This window comes from Mucilaginibacter psychrotolerans (assembly GCF_004519315.1).
GTDB lineage: Bacteria > Bacteroidota > Bacteroidia > Sphingobacteriales > Sphingobacteriaceae > Mucilaginibacter > Mucilaginibacter psychrotolerans.
The window spans coordinates 159,171-177,920 of record NZ_SOZE01000010.1; the positions used below are offsets into that span (position 1 = coordinate 159,171).

General features: G+C 44.8%; 17 protein-coding genes. 7 read left to right on the top strand and 10 right to left on the bottom strand.

The genetic code is table 11. From position 1 onward, the window contains the following. Positions 1-31: 31 nt before the first annotated feature. The gene (locus E2R66_RS12150) at positions 32-1,606 is read left to right on the top strand and encodes a glycoside hydrolase family 43 protein (protein ID WP_133230893.1); all 1,575 of its coding nucleotides are present in this window, start codon (positions 32-34) and stop codon (positions 1,604-1,606) included. 95 nt (positions 1,607-1,701) lie between these two features. Here the strand turns inward: E2R66_RS12150 and E2R66_RS12155 are convergent, their stop codons facing one another. From E2R66_RS12155 to E2R66_RS12165, 3 genes are all read right to left on the bottom strand, one after another. Beyond that, positions 1,702-2,088 (bottom strand): DoxX family protein, encoded by a 387-nt coding sequence (locus tag E2R66_RS12155; RefSeq protein WP_133230891.1) that lies wholly within the window; start codon positions 2,086-2,088, stop codon positions 1,702-1,704. A gap of 683 nt (positions 2,089-2,771) precedes the next feature. Beyond that, the gene (locus tag E2R66_RS12160) at positions 2,772-3,017 is read right to left on the bottom strand and encodes a DUF6364 family protein (RefSeq protein ID WP_133230889.1); all 246 of its coding nucleotides are present in this window, start codon (positions 3,015-3,017) and stop codon (positions 2,772-2,774) included. A 156-nt stretch (positions 3,018-3,173) separates the two neighbouring features. Further along, positions 3,174-4,997, bottom strand: coding sequence for a PAS domain-containing protein (locus E2R66_RS12165; protein WP_133230887.1), 1,824 nt, complete (start codon positions 4,995-4,997; stop codon positions 3,174-3,176). A gap of 86 nt (positions 4,998-5,083) precedes the next feature. Here E2R66_RS12165 and E2R66_RS12170 point away from each other — a divergent pair, with 86 nt between their 5' ends. Beyond that, complete coding sequence (locus E2R66_RS12170; protein WP_133230885.1) at positions 5,084-5,320, top strand: hypothetical protein; 237 nt, start codon at positions 5,084-5,086, stop codon at positions 5,318-5,320. A 75-nt stretch (positions 5,321-5,395) separates the two neighbouring features. On the opposite strand, the gene E2R66_RS12175 is transcribed toward E2R66_RS12170, so the two are convergent. After that, on the bottom strand, positions 5,396-6,532 hold the full coding sequence (locus E2R66_RS12175) for a hypothetical protein (protein ID WP_133230883.1): 1,137 nt from the start codon (positions 6,530-6,532) through the stop codon (positions 5,396-5,398). A 278-nt stretch (positions 6,533-6,810) separates the two neighbouring features. On the opposite strand from E2R66_RS12175, the gene E2R66_RS12180 reads away from it, so the two are divergent. The 3 genes from E2R66_RS12180 to E2R66_RS12190 all read left to right on the top strand — a co-directional run bounded on the left by E2R66_RS12180 (position 6,811) and on the right by E2R66_RS12190 (position 9,837). Next, positions 6,811-7,818, top strand: coding sequence for a sensor histidine kinase (locus tag E2R66_RS12180; protein ID WP_158288398.1), 1,008 nt, complete (start codon positions 6,811-6,813; stop codon positions 7,816-7,818). 27 nt (positions 7,819-7,845) lie between these two features. Continuing rightward, positions 7,846-8,556, top strand: a complete 711-nt coding sequence (locus E2R66_RS12185) for a LytR/AlgR family response regulator transcription factor (RefSeq protein WP_133231094.1) — start codon at positions 7,846-7,848, stop codon at positions 8,554-8,556. A gap of 162 nt (positions 8,557-8,718) precedes the next feature. Continuing rightward, a complete protein-coding gene (locus tag E2R66_RS12190) occupies positions 8,719-9,837 on the top strand; it encodes a metallophosphoesterase (protein ID WP_133230879.1) in 1,119 nt (372 codons plus the stop codon). Between the two features lie 244 nt (positions 9,838-10,081). Here E2R66_RS12190 and gldB read toward each other — a convergent pair whose 3' ends face one another. Continuing rightward, complete coding sequence (gene gldB, locus E2R66_RS12195; protein WP_133230877.1) at positions 10,082-11,122, bottom strand: gliding motility lipoprotein GldB; 1,041 nt, start codon at positions 11,120-11,122, stop codon at positions 10,082-10,084. 66 nt (positions 11,123-11,188) lie between these two features. Here gldB and E2R66_RS12200 point away from each other — a divergent pair, with 66 nt between their 5' ends. Next, positions 11,189-12,838 carry an NAD+ synthase gene (locus E2R66_RS12200; RefSeq protein WP_133230875.1) on the top strand — a complete coding sequence of 550 codons (1,650 nt, stop codon included), beginning with the start codon at positions 11,189-11,191 and terminating at the stop codon, positions 12,836-12,838. A 239-nt stretch (positions 12,839-13,077) separates the two neighbouring features. Here E2R66_RS12200 and E2R66_RS12205 read toward each other — a convergent pair whose 3' ends face one another. Both E2R66_RS12205 and E2R66_RS12210 read right to left on the bottom strand, forming a co-directional pair. Continuing rightward, positions 13,078-13,491, bottom strand: a complete 414-nt coding sequence (locus E2R66_RS12205; protein ID WP_133230872.1) for a type II toxin-antitoxin system VapC family toxin — start codon at positions 13,489-13,491, stop codon at positions 13,078-13,080. Then, complete coding sequence (locus E2R66_RS12210; protein ID WP_133230869.1) at positions 13,488-13,736, bottom strand: DUF6364 family protein; 249 nt, start codon at positions 13,734-13,736, stop codon at positions 13,488-13,490. Before E2R66_RS12210 ends, E2R66_RS12205 begins: the two co-directional genes overlap by 4 nt. 171 nt (positions 13,737-13,907) lie before the next feature. On the opposite strand from E2R66_RS12210, the gene E2R66_RS12215 reads away from it, so the two are divergent. Continuing rightward, a complete protein-coding gene (locus tag E2R66_RS12215; RefSeq protein WP_133230867.1) occupies positions 13,908-14,519 on the top strand; it encodes a DUF4136 domain-containing protein in 612 nt (203 codons plus the stop codon). Between the two features lie 66 nt (positions 14,520-14,585). Here E2R66_RS12215 and E2R66_RS29120 read toward each other — a convergent pair whose 3' ends face one another. The 3 genes from E2R66_RS29120 to E2R66_RS12225 all read right to left on the bottom strand — a co-directional run bounded on the left by E2R66_RS29120 (position 14,586) and on the right by E2R66_RS12225 (position 18,650). Next, positions 14,586-14,711, bottom strand: coding sequence for a hypothetical protein (locus tag E2R66_RS29120; protein WP_262710299.1), 126 nt, complete (start codon positions 14,709-14,711; stop codon positions 14,586-14,588). Between the two features lie 76 nt (positions 14,712-14,787). Next, positions 14,788-15,012 (bottom strand): hypothetical protein, encoded by a 225-nt coding sequence (locus tag E2R66_RS12220; protein WP_133230864.1) that lies wholly within the window; start codon positions 15,010-15,012, stop codon positions 14,788-14,790. Between the two features lie 5 nt (positions 15,013-15,017). After that, positions 15,018-18,650 (bottom strand): T9SS type A sorting domain-containing protein, encoded by a 3,633-nt coding sequence (locus E2R66_RS12225; RefSeq protein WP_133230860.1) that lies wholly within the window; start codon positions 18,648-18,650, stop codon positions 15,018-15,020. Between the last annotated feature and the right edge of the window lie 100 nt (positions 18,651-18,750).

The following is an 18,750-nucleotide window of genomic DNA, read 5'->3' on the forward strand; positions in this document are numbered from 1 at the left end:
TGACAAAGGGTATATTAATAAAACGATGAGTATGAGACATTTTTTTGCCCGGCTTACTATAGCAGCAAGCTTGCTTTTTGTCCCTTTTTTGGTTGAGGCGCAAAACAAGGCGGTTAACCCGGTTATCTATGCTGATGTGCCCGATATGAGCATGATTCGTGTGGGCGATACCTATTATATGAGCAGCACAACCATGCACATGAGTCCGGGTGTGCCTATCATGAAATCGAAAGACCTGGTGAACTGGAAATTGATTGGCTACGCCTATGACACGCTTGCAACCGTTGATGCGCTTACGCTAAGCAACGGCAAAAGCACCTATGGCCGCGGCTCCTGGGCCAGTAGCCTGCGTTATCATCAGGGTACTTTCTACGTCACCACTTTTGCCCAAACTACGGGTAGAACCCACGTATATACCACTAAAGATATCGAAAAAGGGCCATGGAAATCCGTGTCGTTTAAACCGGACCTGCACGACCACTCCCTGTTTTTTGACGACGATGGAAAAGTATATATGATAACCGGCGGTGGGAAACTGAGGATTGTGGAGTTAAACGCAGATGTATCGGGTATAAAACCCGGTGGCATCGATCAAACCATTATTGAAAATGCAAGCCTGCCTTCCGGGAATAAAGGCGGCCTGAACGCCGAAGGCTCTCAACTTTTTAAGGTAAACGGGAAATACTATCTGTTTAATATTACCTGGCCACGTGGCGGCATGCGTACCGTAGTTATACATCGTGCAGATAAAATTACCGGCCCCTATGAAGGGCGGGTTGGCCTGCAGGATAAGGGCGTAGCGCAGGGCGGCTTGATTGACATGCCCGACGGCACCTGGTATGCGTACCTGTTCCGCGATTTTGGCGCAGTAGGGCGTGTGCCTTATTTAGTGCCCGTAAAATGGGCCGATGGATGGCCCGTTTTAGGCGTTAACGGCAAAGTGCCGGATACACTTAATTTGCCGGCGAATAAAAGTTTGATACCCGGGATTGTATCATCGGATGATTTTAAGCGGAAAAAGGGCGAACCAGCATTGCCGCTGGCCTGGCAATGGAACCACAATCCCGATAATAGCCTGTGGTCGGTTACTGCACGAAAAGGTTATCTGCGCCTTACAACAGGAAGAGTGGATACCAACTTTTTGATGGCAAGGAATTCATTAACACAGCGTACCGTTGGCCCGGTTTGTACAGGGGAGGTATCGCTCGACGTATCGAACATGAAAGCGGGCGACTTTGCCGGCCTGGGGCTTTTGCAAAAAAACTATGGCCTGGTAGGCGTTAAAATTGATGGCGAAAGCAAAACAATCGTAATGGTTAACGCTAAAACCGGTATGCCAACAGTGGCACAAAGTATCCCGCTGAATCAACAGAAAGTTTTCTTTAAAGCCGAATGTGTTTTTACGGATAAAAAAGACATCGCCAATTTCTTTTACAGCTTGGATGGTAAGGAATGGATGCCCATTGGCACCCAATTGAAAATGGCATATACCATACCTCAGTTCATCGGCTACAGGTTCGCGTTGTTCAATTACGCTACTAAAACCCCTGGCGGATCAGCTGATTTTGATTATTTTCATATCACAGATAAGGTTTCAGGGCAGTAGCTGGGAGTAGATTATCCCTTGAATATGACACAAAGGAGCCCCAGTCTACTATAGCTTGGGGCTTCTTCTTTTACATACTTTTCCAGGCCGTGGCTTTATGCCGCGCTTCCTTTTAGCTTTAGCCGTTTGTGATAGAAAATATACGAGCAGGCCAATACGGCAAGGAATACCAGTATAGGTGCCCAATCTTTAAAGGCAATGCCCGAAGCATAGGAAGAATATGCGGCACCGATAAGATCGAAAGTGAAGCCCGCGTATGCCCATTCTTTAAGCCTTGGAAAACCCGGCGTTAGTATGGCTATTACACCCAGTACTTTGGCCACCGCCAATAAATGCATTACATAAGGCTTGTAGCCTAGTACTTCCAGCATTTTGGTGCCTTCGGGGGTTTCCTTAAAGCTGCCCACTGCCGAAAAAAGCATCAAGGCCAATATCAGCCCCGTGGTGATCCAGTAAATAATGTTAATCGTTTTCTTGTTCATGGTGATTGTAATTAGGTTATTTTAATAGTTTAAGTTAATTAGCGCAGGTTTTGATTGCGTTGATTTCCCGCTGCCTAATATAACACCATTTATAATAATTTGGAACTCGTAAGGGCTTGATAATTAACCAAAAAAAATAAAATTGTCATTTCGCAGGCTTGCAAAAGCTTCCTTGGCTAAGGCAAAGTAATCCAGCAACGTCTTAATCTGTTTATGGCGCGCGAACACTGTTTTTGCATCGTTTATTCTTCCTGGTAATCTTATGGCTGGAAAAAAAGCGCTGAGGTTACCCTCTTAAGCCAAGGAATACATCGGGCGGGTATACAGGCAATACCGGTATATTATCTTTCTGCAATTGCTCATCGCGGGAAATAAAGTAATCTATTTGATGATGGATTGCGGCATAGTATTGCAAGGCATCCTCGATATCATTGATTTTTGAATGTAAAGCAACTAAGGCTGTTTCGTGGGGAATGTCTATGAGCCGTATATCCGCTAATAAGCTTAACAGTACTTCTTTGGCGGTTTCCGCGCCGTAGGCTTTAGTAAGCCAATACCCTGTATATGTAATACCGATGAGGTAATAAATCCTTGCAGGCGGTTATCTGCAATTAATTGAAAAAGCTCATGCGCCTCCAAATAGTGCTCGCGTTTTAGCGTAAAATCGAGCAATATGTTCGCATCTAAAAAACCTTAGCGGCCTTTTTTTTATCCTGATAGTAGAGTTCCTTTAAATCTGCTTTTGCATCAATATCATGTTGCGGCAGTTGGTCAACTATATCCATAAAAGATTTCTTTTTAAGGGGTTTGGTTACGTTTCTAAAATAATCTTCCACTAAATCAGATACCCTGGTATGCTGTTTTTCGGCATATTGCTTCATACGCTGTATAACGCTTTCTTCTATCGTAAGATTTAATCTGCTTTTCATAAGTATAAAGATACGCATAATCCTAAATCATGCACGTGTGCTGGAAATAATAAAAACGCGAAAATAAGTCTTGACGGGCTTGACGTAAATGATTTAAGCGTAGCTTGAGAGATCAAATCTATATGGCTTTGCCGGTTATTAACTCATGATAACTGCTTAGGTTTTTGTTTCTTTAGCATTGTTAACAATCTCCAATATAATGGCATCTAACTTAATAGCGGCAGTTGACAAATGATCCAACAGCTCCTTTTTTTCCGGATCGGTTAACCCTTCATTTTTTAATACATTCATTAACCCCAATATATTAGCAACATGAGGCCGCGTTAAGTGCGATTGTTTCCAGGCTACTGCCCTTAATTTTTCGTTTTGTTCCTCTATAGCCCTGGTATGATTGAGCTTCTCGGTGATGTCCTTAAAATATACCGATAAGCCGCTTTCAGAGGGGTAAACCATTACATCAAACCACCGGTTTACAGCCGGGCTAAACGTTTCAAATGATTGAACGGTTTTTTCTTCAAACGCCCTTTTATAGTGCTCGTAAGTAGTCGGTCCCGGTAATTCGGGATACAGATCTCTCAGATCGTGGCCAACAACTTCTTCGCGGGGCTTTTTCAAAATAATTTCAGCCCTTTTATTCCAATAGTTTATTGTCCAATTTTTGTCTATCGCAAAAAAGCCATCACCAATACTTTCCAGTATGTCATTTCTTTCCTGGTAAGAGCTGATTAATTTTTGCTCGGCCAGTTTTTGTTCGGTAACATCCCGCTCAATAGCTATCCAATGGGTAAACCAGCCCTTTTCATTGGCTACGGGGGTAACAGACATATTTATCCAAAATTCTTCTCCATTCTTTTTATAATTGATAATGGTGATCTCGCACGATTGCCATTTACGTAAGGCCGCGCTAAGCCGGGCCAGCGCTGCCCGGTCACTTTTGGGCCCCTGCAAAATTCTTGGCGTTTTACCCACAACCTCGGCGGCGGTGTACCCTGTCATTTTAGTGAATGCATTGTTCACATAGATAATGCGTGGCTCCGGCTCATCCAATGGCTCAGCCTCGGTTATCAAAACCGCATCGTTGGTGTTGGTAATTACCGATTCCAGTAATCTCAGTTGCCGCTCTTCTTCTTTTAATGCGGTAATATCATGAACAGACCCAATCAACTGCACACAATGGTCATTTTCGTTTAAAATGGGTGTAACTGTTACTTCTCCTGTTTTTATGCCTGTTGGGTATGGTGTTGTTTCTGTCCAGGTAGTCTTTTGTTTATGATGAATTGCCTGTGTATACTTGGACACCGCCAGGGTTAACGATGGCTCGGGAATAATAGCATCAATATATTTTCCGATCACTTCGCTTTCCTCAATTCCGGTGATATCTGCGAACGCCTTATTAACAGAGATGAATTTAAACCGACCGTCGGTTTCAACACTAATTACAAAAATTACATCTTTAACGTTGTTGTATATCAATGATAACTGTTGTTGGCTATTTAACAGCTTTTGTTCGTTATCCTTTACCTTCTGCAAATTAGCTTCCTTTTCGGTAACATCGTTAAGCACAACCATCATGCATTCTTTGTCGGCATAATTGATGGCGTAGCCCGAAATCTCAACCTTAATAATAGTTTTGTCTTTTTTTAAATGCTCATAAACGCCAAATTGGTAAGCCCTGTCTTTATCAACAAGCCCTTCAAGTATTTTATTAATATCTTCAATATCTTTTTTGGGCCGGTAATCATGTATGGTCATGCTTAAAAACTCGGCTCTGCTGTAGCCATAATGTGATACGGCCATTTCATTTACATCGCGTATTTTATAGCTCGATAACTCATATATCAGCATGGGTAACGGGCTTTTATCAAACAGCACACGGTATTGTAAATCGTGTTTCATGATATTGCTGTGCTCATGATTTGGTTCCATGCCAGTCGCTCCGCCCTTATTCTCTTTCAAAGAAGTATCAATTCTTTTTGACATATTAGTAACTCCACCCGGTGTAAAGCTGAATAAATTTACGAGATGTGCGTATTAAAAAGAATTTTATTTTGAAATGATACCGAACTGTGATAGTTTTTGGCTGTTACGGCAATGAAAATGAAGAGAAGTTGCCAACACTTTTTCGATTTAGGCTTGGGAATGAATGGAAGCCGTTTTTGACAAAAATTCAGCTTACTGCCGATAGCATTATCGGTAGTAATGTTTTAACCATTAATGCACCCATCTTTGCAGATGAAGACTTTACTAAAACAGGGCTAATAGTAAACGATATGATGCAAACTTTTGGAATGAGCGAACAATAATAATATAAGCCGGTTTGCCGTTGCAACGCCCAGATGAGCCTTTGCTTCCGACGAACCGGCAAATGCACCAATTTGTTAATTCTTCAAAACTTCGGGCGAAACCAATACGTAGTCGTACTTCTCTATCACGCTGTAAGCATCGCGTGTTAGCGAGTCATCGTATTTTAACCTGATCCTTAAGCTGCGGATATCTACAAGCACCCATCTGTCAGCGGCATATAGCTGAGAGAACACTTTTGGGTTGTCGGGATTATCACTGGTCAAATCATCTACCACGCTGTCTTTCTCGGTAGTGTATCTTACCATGATGTAAACATTAGCAAACTTTTGTCCTTGTCGTTGCGCAAGTTCATACACGGCGTTACCTATATCGTACTGATTGGTTTGCAGGTTGATCCCTTTGGCCAGGTGGTTGCTACCCATTTTAAAGAATACTTTCGGGCTTGCCGCTTTATCATAATAACGGAAGAAATTGCTTTTCATCAGCGCCGCCCGCCCTTCATTATCGCTGTTGCGATAGATCTCTTTGGATATTTTGATATCGTCTAGCAAGGCCCTGAATTTTGGTTGCCGCACTACTTTTTTCAGGCTGTCGAGCAGTTTAGTTTCGGGGTACCACCACCTGGCTTGTAAACTATCTATTACCGGTTTGAATGCCGCTTTTGTTTTTTTAGATTGGGCATTGTAAGCCTGGTTCATGCCGTAAGAAAAGCACATTTGGAATTCCTGGTCAATCCCCCAGATATCGAAACCGAATTTATTGGCGGCAAGGAGCATTTCCGCGTCTTCTTTTGTACGGAAGAACGGGAAGGTGCCAATGCCGGGGTAGCCCGCTTTAAATATTTTATCGAGGGTATCGGCAGGGTTTGTTGCTGCAGCAATGCGCTTAAGCTCTGCTGCCACAAAAGGACTGGTTTCTACGCAAAAGGTTTTATAGCCTTGTTGGTTTGCGCTGGCCATAGCCAGGGCCGTTAGTTGCGATAATTTGGCTGAGCCATGGTATTCGCCCCAGGCTACGAACTGGTTTTGAGCAAACAGATCCTCTAAAACCTGCCAGGCTTTACCCTCGGGCTGGTTGCCATTGAAGGTGAAAGAGCTGGTGTTTGCAGCGATGCAGTCGTTTAGTTTTTCCAGGTCGGTACGCGGTTTCTTTGCCTGGGCAAAGCCGGTTAGGGGTAAGCACATGATGAGTGCCAAAAGGAAGCTTTTCATTGTTGTTGGGTTGTGGTTAAAAACTTTGTTTAAACGGTAGTCACAATTTGCAAAGCGCTGGCTTTATGCTGTTGGCTACGGTACAAAATTGCAGGTAGGCGGGCTGCCCCTAAACTTTATTATCCCAAAGCACGCAAACGCTATCCCAGCGTAGCCCTGCGTACTCTTGTATGCTTTGGATAGGGAAAAGCTGCGTTTGGGTAGCCAAACCGGTTGTTGGTGTAAAAAAATTAATAAATAGGCTTCCTGCGCTATATATTCGGGTTTCAAAAAAGCGGATGACAAAAAAGAGGTTGATCTTGTATTACCTGGCTGGGTGGCTTTGCCTCACCCTGTACCTTTATATAGATAATGTGGCCAATAAAAGGGGGGCGCAGCCCTATGTATGGTCTAACCTGGTTTCGGTTTTCATGGCATTCACTTTCTGTTTCTTTGCCGTTTATCCTTTTTTTTTGAAACGGAAAAAAATACCGCTTTTGCTTGCAGGGCTGGTTATTGCAGAGGTGCTGTTTGTGGCTTGCCGGTATCTGATAGAAGAAGTGCTGTATCTTTGGTTTTTAGGCTATGATAATTACGATGACAGTGTTAGTGCAATCAGGTACTTTAACGATAATTGGTGGCGGGCGCTGCAGCCCATCTTGTTTAGTTTTATAGCCTGGGCGCTGCTGGATACGTTCAAAAAAGAGCGCGAGGCCGAACAGCTTAAAAAGGAAAATATACAGGCCGAATTATTGTTTTTAAAAACACAGATCAATCCGCATTTTCTCTACAATACGCTAAACTACCTGTATTCGCTGGCTTATCCGGTGTCGGATGTATTGGGGCAGGCCATTATCAAGCTGTCTCAACTGATGCGCTACATGCTCCATAATAGCCCCGATGGCATGATTGGCCTTCAGTTGGAGATTGATTATCTTCATAATTACATCGAAATCTATAAGCTTCGCTTTGAAGATCATTTTTTTGTGGATTTTAGCATTACAGGGGCGTCAGAAGGGAAAAGGATAGCATCGCTGATATTGATACCCTTTGTAGAGAACGCGTTTAAGCATGGGGTTGTTGATGATAGCAGCAGGCCTATCCAAATACGCATAGATGTAAAGGGGGACGAATTATATTTCAGTTCGAGCAATGCCATCAACCACGGCGCTAAGGATAGTTCCAGCGGTATAGGGCTGGCCAATATCAGGCGCAGGCTGCAACTCATCTACCCCGAAACGCACCAACTGCTAACCGCAGCAGAAGGCGATACCTATACCACCACTTTGAAGATCCACCTAAAATAATATTGCGATATATCTATGCCAACCACTATGATCCGTTGCCTTGCCGTTGACGACGAAGCTTACGCCACCAAAATGATTGCTGATTATATCGGCAAGGTGCCTTACCTGGAGCTTGTTGGCGTGGCCAATAATGCCATCGATGCGCTCGCCAAAGTAAGGGAGGGTGGGGTAGACCTGGTTTTCCTGGATATCAGGATGCCGCAGCTTACCGGGCTCGATTTTTTAAAGCTTTGCGGCGATAAATGTAAAGTAATACTCACTACGGCATACGCCGAGTATGCGCTTGATGGTTTTGAGTACAGTGTGATCGATTACCTTCTAAAACCTATCGCTTTCGACCGGTTTTTTAAAGCCACCGAAAAAGCCCTGGAAGTTTTCCAGCCGAGGCTTAACCCAGTGGTTGCAAGCCCGCAAAACCAGCCGGGTTACCTTTTTATAAAAGGCGATAGCAAGAACAAATTCCTGAAAGTTGATCACCAGGATATACTGTACATAGAAGGTTTAAAGAACTACGTTTCTATCTATACCAAAACGCAGCGGCTGATTACTTATCAAGCCCTGCGCGAACTGGAGGAGCAGCTGCCACAGCCCCCATTTCACCGTGTGCATAAATCTTATATCGTATCAATAGATAAGATCCGCCTCATTGATGGTAACACCTTGTATGTTGGTGATACAGCCCTGCCCATAGGCGGCATCTACCGCGAAGCTTTCCTGAAAGTGATACGCGGTGCGTAAAACCTGGTGTTGAAGTTCTCTGCGTTACAGAGGATGCATTTGCAGTTTTTGCCGTATGCCTGGCCTGATTTTTTAGGGAGATTGAGCATCGCCCCGCGTGGCAAGTCCTCAAGAATAAATGCCTAACTTTATAGCAAAACTGCCTTCACGCATTCGTCCGTCATGAAAAAACTCCTGCCGTTCATCATCGCCCTGCTTCCTGTGTTCTGTTATGCCCAAACCGATTCGGTACTGGTGCTGTCTGACGTGCATATCGATCTTCGCAAACCCTTCGATACTTTTTACCATACCGATACCGACCCCAGGGTGTTCTTATCTGCTACCGAAAACGCCAAAACGGGTAAATACCCCTTTATTATTATGCCCGGCGATTTGCTAAGGCATACCACCAAGGCCGAGAATGATACGCACGATATAAGCGACATGCAGCAGAGCTACAAATATGTCATCAAAAACGTAAGAGCCATTGATAAGCATGCCGTGATATTGCCTGCGCTGGGCAATAATGATTGCATTGCGCACAACGTACCCAATGCCGCAACCTATAAAGTTTTTTATGATGCTTTGCTCAAACGGATAGACAGGCATGGCCGGATCAAAAAATCATTCCTTGCCGGCGGGTATTACGCCTACGAGAAAGACAGCCTGGCAATCATCATCCTCAACACCGTGCTTTTTATGCGCGAAAATGACTCGCTGGCTACCGAAGCTAAAGCGGAGTTGGTTTGGCTGAAAGAGAGGCTACAGGCCCTTACACCCGGCCAATCGGCGTGGCTGGTTTACCATGTGCCGCCGGGTATTGATAGGTACGGTAAAACACCCTCCTGGCAGGATAACATCCAGGCCACCTACCTGCAAATCATCAAACAATATGCGCCACGCATTAAATTGCAGTTGGCAGGGCATACCCATATGGTTGATGCCCGCTTGCTGGTAGATAGCGGCAAACTGCTATCGTATGTTGCTATAGCCCCCGGGCTCGATGGGCGGAACAGCAATAACCCTGCCTACCAGGTGCTGCATTACAATCAAAACGATAAAAGCCCAACCCAAATTACCACCTGGTACACCGATTCTTTGAGCAACTATCAATGGCATTCCTTTACGTTTAACCATATGGATTTCGGCTTTTTTAAGGATAGCGACCCTAACAGCAGCCTGGCGCAGGATTTTATAAAGCATTACACCACCTGCAGGGGCGCTACCAAATCTAAAGATGGCGCTACCATCGGCTGGGATGATACTTTCAGGGAGATATCAACCATCAGGATTTCTGATTGATAAGGGCCAGACTTAAGTATGCACGAAACCTTTTAGGGGCGGTTCTTATCGCTCGCAGATTTGACTCACCCCGACGACCCGCATGCGCGGGCGTCGACCCTCTCTGCTGCGCAAAGAGGGTGAAGAAAAGAAAAAAGTAACTAAAACCCTCTTTGCGGAGCAGGGTGGTCGAGCGGAGCAAAGACCGGGTGAGTCGACTCGCGACGCGGACATAGCAACCATGTCTCAAACGCTATCCCCCCACCTACGGATTCTTTGGCCGGTACTTAGCCTCGTTCAATATTTTTTGCGCATCACGGTCGGCCATTAGCTGCGGCAGGGTAACTTCTGGGTGCTTATCCATATAAGCACGTACAATTTGCCAGCCGGTCCATATCGCCAGCTTGGGTGCCGATTCGTTGTTTTCGCCCAACCCGGGGGTAAAGGGTGCCTCGTTAAGGTATTTCTGTATTTTTTGATAGTCGCTTTCGTACAGCAGGTTCTCCTCCAAAAAGTAGCTCCAAATATCGGCCTTAAAGCTATCGCACCATTTAATCTGTTTATCGGTATAACCAATTTTGGTAGAGTCGGCCACATCTGGCAGCACCTGGTCCATAAAGTACATAATTTTGCCGTTGTACACCATTTTGGCCAACAGGCTTTTGTCTTTTTCATTCTCGGGGAACATATCCTCGCGGGCTATGCCCTCCACTACGCGCGGGGCAATATTATCCGGCGTAAACCGGCGACTGACGTAATGCGGGAAAGCATTCACTAGCGAGGGGTAAAAGCGCGAATCGGCACCCAAAAACAAATCCAGCCCAATGCCAAAGTACCCATCGCCAATGGAGGTTTGCGCCTCAAAGCCCGACCAATAAGCATATACTTTGGGCAGGTTCTTCTTGGGGTAATAGTATTTTATACGGCGGAAAGCGTCGGTGAGTTCTGCTTCCTGTTTATCCATGTTGGGGTAGGTGGCATCTACGTCGTGTTTTAGGTCGGCATAGGCCTTGTCTGCAAAAATGGCACGCAGGCGGGTGTAGTATGCCGTATCTCGGGCACTACCGGCTTTTAATACGCGCTCTATAAAATCGGTATAAAAGCTGCCGTATTTCTTATAAAGTACGCCGGCCTGTTCGTCCATAGGCTTTACACGCAGCGAATCAAAATCCTTATCAAAACGTTCGATTTTTACATCAAGCTGTATATCGCTAACATCAATTTTTTTATGTTTGTTACAGGCCGATAGCAGCACCAGGGCAAGGCCTAAATAAATAAGCCCCGTTTTATAAGAATAAGAAGTCATTTCTGTCGTTTTAGCAAAAATAATTTTTTTATTTGCATTACAGCGAAAGCATTACTACCGCATTATATGAAGATCGCATTAGCCCAGCTTAACTATCACGTAGGTAACTTCGAATCGAACACCAATAAGATCATACAGCACATCCGCGAAGCCAAACAAAACGGTGCCGACCTGGTGGTTTTTGCCGAGTTATGCGTTTGCGGCTACCCCGCGCGCGATTTTTTGGAGTTTACCGAGTTTATTAACCTATGCGACGAAGCAGCCAAAACCATTGCTGCCGAATGCCGGGATATTGCCTGCATTATAGGCCTGCCAACACCCAACAACAAACCCGAGGGTAAGGATTTGAACAACTCCGCCTATTTTATTGCCGATGGCGAGGTAAAGGCCATTGTAAACAAAGCTCTGCTGCCCAACTACGATATTTTCGACGAGTACCGCTATTTTGAGCCATCAACCAGTTTCAACTGTATCGATTTTAAGGGCAAGCGCATTGCACTTACCATTTGCGAGGATTTGTGGAACACCATAGAAAACCCGCTATACATTACCCGCCCTATGGATACGTTGATACAGCAAAATCCGGATGTGATGATCAATATTGCGGCATCGCCATTTGCGTACAACCACGATGACGAGCGTATTGCCATTTTAAAGGATAACGCCAGCCGCTACAACCTACCGCTATTTTATGTGAACCATGTTGGCGCGCAAACCGAACTGATATTTGATGGTGGCTCGCTGGTTTTTGATAATGGGGGCAATTTGGTTGATGAGCTACCGTATTTCAAGGAAGCTATCACTTCCTATACCCTGGGCGATGATGCGGCCATCAGTTTTGAGCATGAAAGTACCGTACGCGTACAAAAACAGAGCGATATCGAACAGATACACCAGGGACTTATTTTAGGCATCAAAGATTACTTCTATAAATCGGGCTTTAAGCAGGCGATATTAGGCCTCTCGGGCGGGATAGACTCTGCCGTGGTATGCGCATTGGCTGCCGAGGCCCTCGGGCCTGAGAATGTGATGGCCGTGCTGCTACCCTCGCGTTTCAGTAGCGACCACTCTATAAAAGATGCCGAGGACCTGGTGAAGAACCTGGGCTGCAAAAGCGAGATTGTACGCATAGCCAAAATTACCGAAGCCTTCGAGGAATCGCTGTCGCCCCAGTTTAAGGGACTGCCGTTTAATATTGCGGAGGAGAATATCCAATCGCGCAGCAGGGCGGTGGTGCTGATGGCCATGTGCAATAAGTTTGGCTATATATTGCTCAATACCTCCAACAAAAGCGAGGCCGCCGTGGGCTACGGCACGCTGTATGGCGATATGTGCGGCGGTATATCCGTTATTGGCGATGTGTTCAAAACCCAGGTGTTTGAGCTGGCGCGTGAGATAAATAAAGACCGCGAGATAATCCCCGAGAATACCATCGTAAAACCGCCGTCGGCCGAGCTTAGGCCCGACCAAAAAGACACCGATTCGCTGCCTGAATACGATATACTGGATGCCATTTTATTCGAGTATATCCTCAACAGGCGTTCATCTGCCGAGATCATCAAGCTTGGTTTCGAAGAAGCTGTAGTGCGCAAGGTGCTCAGGCTGGTAAATATAGCCGAGCATAAACGCTACCAAACCCCGCCCATTCTGCGCGTATCGCCAAAAGCCTTTGGTATGGGCAGGAGGATGCCGATTGTAGGGAAGTATTTGTCGTGATGTCTGAACCATGATTCACTTGATTCAAGGATTACCTGATGAATACGCAGCAGGAACGAGTCATGGCAATCCTTAAATCCTGCTAATCAAGGTTCAGAAAAAAAGAGCTTTATAACCATAGTATCCGATAATTTTAATAATCATGAGAACTGCTGATAAACTCAAGAATGTCCAGAATCTACTTCCCAAAAGTTAAAACGATTAGTATAGAAGAGTTCCTGCATATTGTTGTGAATTATTTATAGATAGCTGAGTAGCTCGTCGGGTGCCAGTACAGTTATACCGGCATCTTTAAAGTCCTTTAAATTTCGGGTTACAATAAAGTCTATATTGGGTACGGCAGTTGCTGCAATTATTTGAATGGCATCTTCAAAGTCTTTATAATTTGATAAAAGGCTTTTTTTGATGATAGCGCTAACAATTGAAATTAAGTCGATATAATCGAGTAAAGAATAAAGTGATGCTCTCAATTCCTTTTCGGGGGCGTGCTTCTTTAAAAGGTAATGCGTTGTTGCAAACGCGTGTGAAGAAGTAAAAAGCTTTACTTTGCTTTTTTCCGCCAGATCGAACAGTTGTATGGCAAATTTACTAAAGGGCGGCCTGTCGGCAAGCAGATCAATCAGGATATTGGTATCTACAAAAACCTGCTTCATAAATACTTCGTTTCAAAATAGGATGCTAATTCTTTTTTTTCGTCGAAATCTGAAGGCAATTTTACAGAACCGGCCAGGTTTTTCAACTTATCAGAAATTTGAGGCGTTTCGCTATGCTGCTCTTCCGTAAGTGTTTCCAGGTAGGTTTCAATTAATTCTGATAAACTCCTGCCGGTTTGCTTTGCATACAATTTTGCTTTTTTGATAACGCTTTCTTCCACGGTTAGTGTTAGCTTTGTTGTCATTCCACGTGTGTTTTACTCAAATATACGTATTCCTTATAAAATCAAACAGAAGCGTCAGGCACTGAAATAATTATCGCGTTAATAATAGGGGGGATTTTGTAAAAAAAACTTTCACCCCATTAAACCTTTGCCCAACAACCCGTCTAACGCTTATAAATAAAAGGTGTTGCCATGAAAAAAAATATCTATTTAATGCTGGCGGTAGCGTTTGTATCGGCACTGTCGGCCTGCAGCAGTTATAATTATTATACCGCCGCTGCCAATAAAACCAACCTAAGTGCTTACCGCACCTTTGCCTGGGCACCCATGCAGCGCGATACCGGCAAGCAATGGCGCCCCCTTACCGAAATTGGTAACGGAAAAATAAAGGAAGCCGCCAAAGCGGCCCTGCTGCAAAAAGGCTTAACCATTAATGAACAAAACCCCGATCTGTTGGTAGGCTACGCCACCGCTACCGGTCGTGGTACTAAAATAACCTATTATTACACCCCTATGTACGGCGGCTATTATGGCGGCTTTGGTTATGGTTGGTACCGCCCCTTTGGCTATGGCTATTACGGCTATGGTTATCCGGGTTACGGTGGGGCTTTCCCTGCAAGGGTGCCTTACCGCGAGGGTACCATTATTATAGATTTAATAGACCCCAAAACCAACGTACTGGTTTGGCGCGGCTATGGCGTTGGCGAACTGCGCGACCCAAAAACCACTCAGCGCGAGATACCCAAAGTGGTAGAAGGCATACTGAAACAACTGAGCTTAGCACCACCACTTAACAAGGGGTAAAAACGTATTCGTTTTAAGTTTATAAAAGGAAAAGCCTTTCTTGCACAGTGCAGGAGAGGCTTTTTGCTATACATGAAGACGGATTTTTGAGATGAATTGCGCTTTGGCTTTAGTGCTGCCCGGCAAGGCTATTACATTTGCAGCGTACAGGCCCGCATTAAAGCCGCCGATGCTATCTATCCTGCGGTACATAAGTTGGTGTTGAACCCTGATTTGATGATTAATGGCAGTAGGCTGCTAAAATATGTACACCGGCAATGCTAATAATTTAGGATAAGGCTTCTTTTTGTTTTTTATTTAGGTAGTAAGCACCGTAAATAACCGCTACGATTACGAGAAACATTACCCAGGTATCAAGTGGTACCGGGCAGCCGGCTGGGTCATCCAAATCGATTTCATCACAGGGGGTACCCGGGTCTTGCGCAAATGCGCATGACATGCTCAAAAATAGTAGTATAAGGGTAGCTAAAATGCTTTTTAGTTTAAAATACATGCAATCTACAATTTAATAAATTTACTCCGGCCAACCACACTATTGTCTTTCTTGTTATTAACTTGAATGATGTAAATTCCGGGAGGTAAAGCTTCTATGTTTCCGCTCCAATAGGGTTCAGAAAACGAAGCTTGTTTTACCACACGGCCCGAACTGTTGATGATAGATATGCTATACGAGCCACTATTTTTTTGCGCTAGCATAGACACATTTATTTCTACACCGGTAGGGTTAGGGAAAACTTTGATGAGTTTTATACTTCCATTGGCTATTTCTGAATACATCAGTTTCACTTCTTTAGAATAGCTGATGTTGTTGTCAATATCGGTTTGTTTAAGTCGGTACACGTTAGACCCCAGTACGAAGTTCTTGTCGGTAAAGCTATAAGTACCGCTATTATTGGAAGCCATATCGTAAATAGGGACGTAAACGCCGTTGGTATCCAGTTTTTGTAACTCAAACTTGGTATAGTCAAACTCGTTATCAACTTTCCATACAACTTTAGCACCTTCCAGTGCTTTGCTTGCAGTTAACTGTAGTAAAGAGTAAGGCGGGAGGTTTTTCTTATGAAAAACAATTTCGAACCGGTCTGCCCCAAATGTAGCGGGCACACTTTTATCGATATTGAAATTATAAACCTTGTAAGTACTAATCAGCAAGGAGTCTTGTTTATAGTGATCTAACAGAAACGTATCATAACGCTTGTTAAGCGTTTCAAATTCACTCCCTTGCAACTGGTAAATACCGGTTGTGGTAGCGTTTACAGATATCTTGAATTTATTACCTTCGGCTAAAGGCGGCAGGTTTTTAAATGCCACCAAATGCCCGGCGCTGTCAACGTTAGATAGCGATACCTGGGCACTGATCCCGCCTAAATCTTCCGCATCATTAAACGGATCGTATACGTTACTTCCGTCTGTTTTAAAATACATCAAAATATCGTCGGTATTCACGCTGTCTTTCACCAGCTTTAGCCGCATGCTTTGGCTAATGGTTTCGTTGGGCAGCCCCAAAAATGCGGTAACCTGTTGGGTTGATGCCTTGGCGGTTTCGTTAAAAGTTAAGGTAGTTGTACCACCACCGGCTTCCGGCATTACCCGTACAAAAAAGCCTTGCCCGCTGGGGATATAGCGGGTAGCGCTACCGGTACCGCTGGCACCCTGGGTGTAGGTTTCAAAATTTTTGGAGGCCGGGTTATATATATAATAAGTTTTGCTTACATAGTTACTGGTTGGCGTACTACCGCTTAAGGTAGCAGGCGGCGCATAAATACCTGCGGTGCTGGTGGTGTAGCTTAACTGTTCCCAGTCGATGGTAGAGGGGTACGGGTTGCCAACCAAATTGAAACCCCTAACGCCCGAGTTGCCGGTAACGGCATTATAGCCAAGTGTATGCTGATAACTTTGTGTAGCTGTTTGGCTGTACCACAGCGTTACAGGTATTGAGCCCTGGTTAAGCGCACCCGTTGCACTCAGGGTTACATCATCCGGTGCGGTAGGGTTAGGGAAGGCCACCCTGGCACTGAGCGATGACGTGCTGCCGCGGTAAAACATGGCAAAGCCATTACCTACCGGCAGGTAACCGCTTGTTTTTTTAAAGGTAGTACCATCGTCAACAAAACTTAAAGAGGGCGAAGAAGCGATGCTGCTGATGCCGATATAATTTCCGCCACTAAAAGCATTAGATAAAGGCTTTCGGTCTTCGCGGTATAGGTAGAGGGTTGGGTTACCTGTGCGGTTAAAGCCACCGGATGCCGCACCCGTTAAAATAGGGAAGTTACCGTTGCTGCCGGTTAAGTAGCCCAAGCCATAAACATTGCGGCTTTGGCCATTGAGTGTTTGTGCAGAGGCATAAACCGGCGACGACAAAAACCTGTATGCGCGGTATGTAGAGTTGCTGCTCCCTTTGATATATTTTTGTACAACAAAGTTGCTGCCGCCAAGGGTAACGTTGGTTAACTGGCCGATGGATGCAGACCCGCTTGAATTTGCCAGTAAATTGAAGCTGCTGGCGCTGTTAGTAAAGGTAAGGTTGCTTAATGATAACGAAGACAACGGATTTAAAACGATTGTGCCGCCGTTAACATTTAACGTTTTGCTACCGCCGACAATGGATACCGTTGCAGAAGGGTCTAAAGAGAAGCCATTGGTTAAGGTTAGATCCTCCTGCATGGTTAAAGTAATGGCACCACTTGCTGAACCAAATCTAATGGCTTTGAATGTTCCGCCATTGGTTGATGTTGGCTGGTTTGTAAACGCGACTACACCAACCCTTGGAATTTGTGACGACGTTGGGGTGCTTCCCGAACTCCAGTTGGTCCCGGTGCTCCAATCACTGCTGTTTGTCCCTTTCCAGTCTACACTATTGGCAAAACTTATCGTACCGCTGGTTACCCCTGAGGATGTAATACTAATGCCGGTTTGCGAATTGTTTGGTTGTTCAAAAAGGCGGCCAACAGCAGTTAGTGTAAATGTGCCTGTTGGATTCTTGCCATAGTTAAGCTGAGATTTTGTTGTGCCTGTAAAAAAATAATATTGCGGTACAGACAAGGTTCCATCGGTATTACCGCTGGTTGATACCGTATCGGCGAAGCCAGACACCTGTACTGCGCCAGTACCATTCCCGCTAAGCTGAACGCTCGAACTGATTTGATGGTCGGTACTGGTGGAAAAAAAGGAGTCGTTAGATTCCCAAAATCCGCCGGTGTTGGATACGAAGTAATCATTTAACCCAACTGACCCTGAACTGGTAAGGTACAGCTGACTTCCAAAAGCAAAGTTGCCTCGCGCTTGTACTTGTAAACCATAGTAAATCACCGTTTGGTCTTCGGTGTACGGTGTTGGAGTGATACCATTCGCAGCAGAGTTCGCACCAACAAAGGTCAGCACCCGGGTATACATGTCAAATTTATCAAACTGAAACCTGCGTAAGGTGGTACTGGTTGCTTCGAGGTAAGAATAGTAATAAGTGCTATATCCACTCCCGGTGTTATCGCTGGAAATGGTGACCAGTGTTTTTGCTGTGGTCATTCCCGCTACGAACCTATCCATATATATCGCCCAGGTACCACCCCTGAGTCTTTGTATCTTGATCATATAGGCATTCTGATCGTTTGGCAGCGTGGCAGAAAGGATTGAGTTATAATGGCCCGCTTGATTACCTGTATCATATCTGTACCGCAGCACCAGGCTTGTACCCACATGCGAAACGTAAAACCCCTGCATATTGTTGGTTGTGTAACCGTTGGCTATCAGCCAGTATCGCCAGGAGTTGTTACCGGCGGTCATTACATCGGGGTCGTCGTTTGATGAAGTGGTGGTGTTTTTATAAACAAAGTTCCATTCAAAATCATTGGCCGACAGGCTTACGCCGCTGGTGCCGTTGCCAACAAAATCCCAGCGGATGGCACCAATAGCACTTAAACTTTTTGATTCCAGGCTTACCGAGCCATCGAGCGGAGATGTTGTGGATGCATCTATAGTAACCGAAGTACCACCGCTTGGGCGTGTGGCATTACCCACGCCGGATGCGCCTAAAGAAGAAATGGTACCGGCGCTGGCACTCTCAAAATTATTATAGTAGTAAGTGGAGTTGTCGCTAGTTTCCTGGGCACTTACTTTTGAGTTAAAAAGGATCAAAAAATTAGCAATAATGAAACAAATAAGTGATAATTTTTTCAAGGCTTGGGGAATTTGTCTTTTTTAATACAAACTTAATCAAAAATGATGCAAATCACTT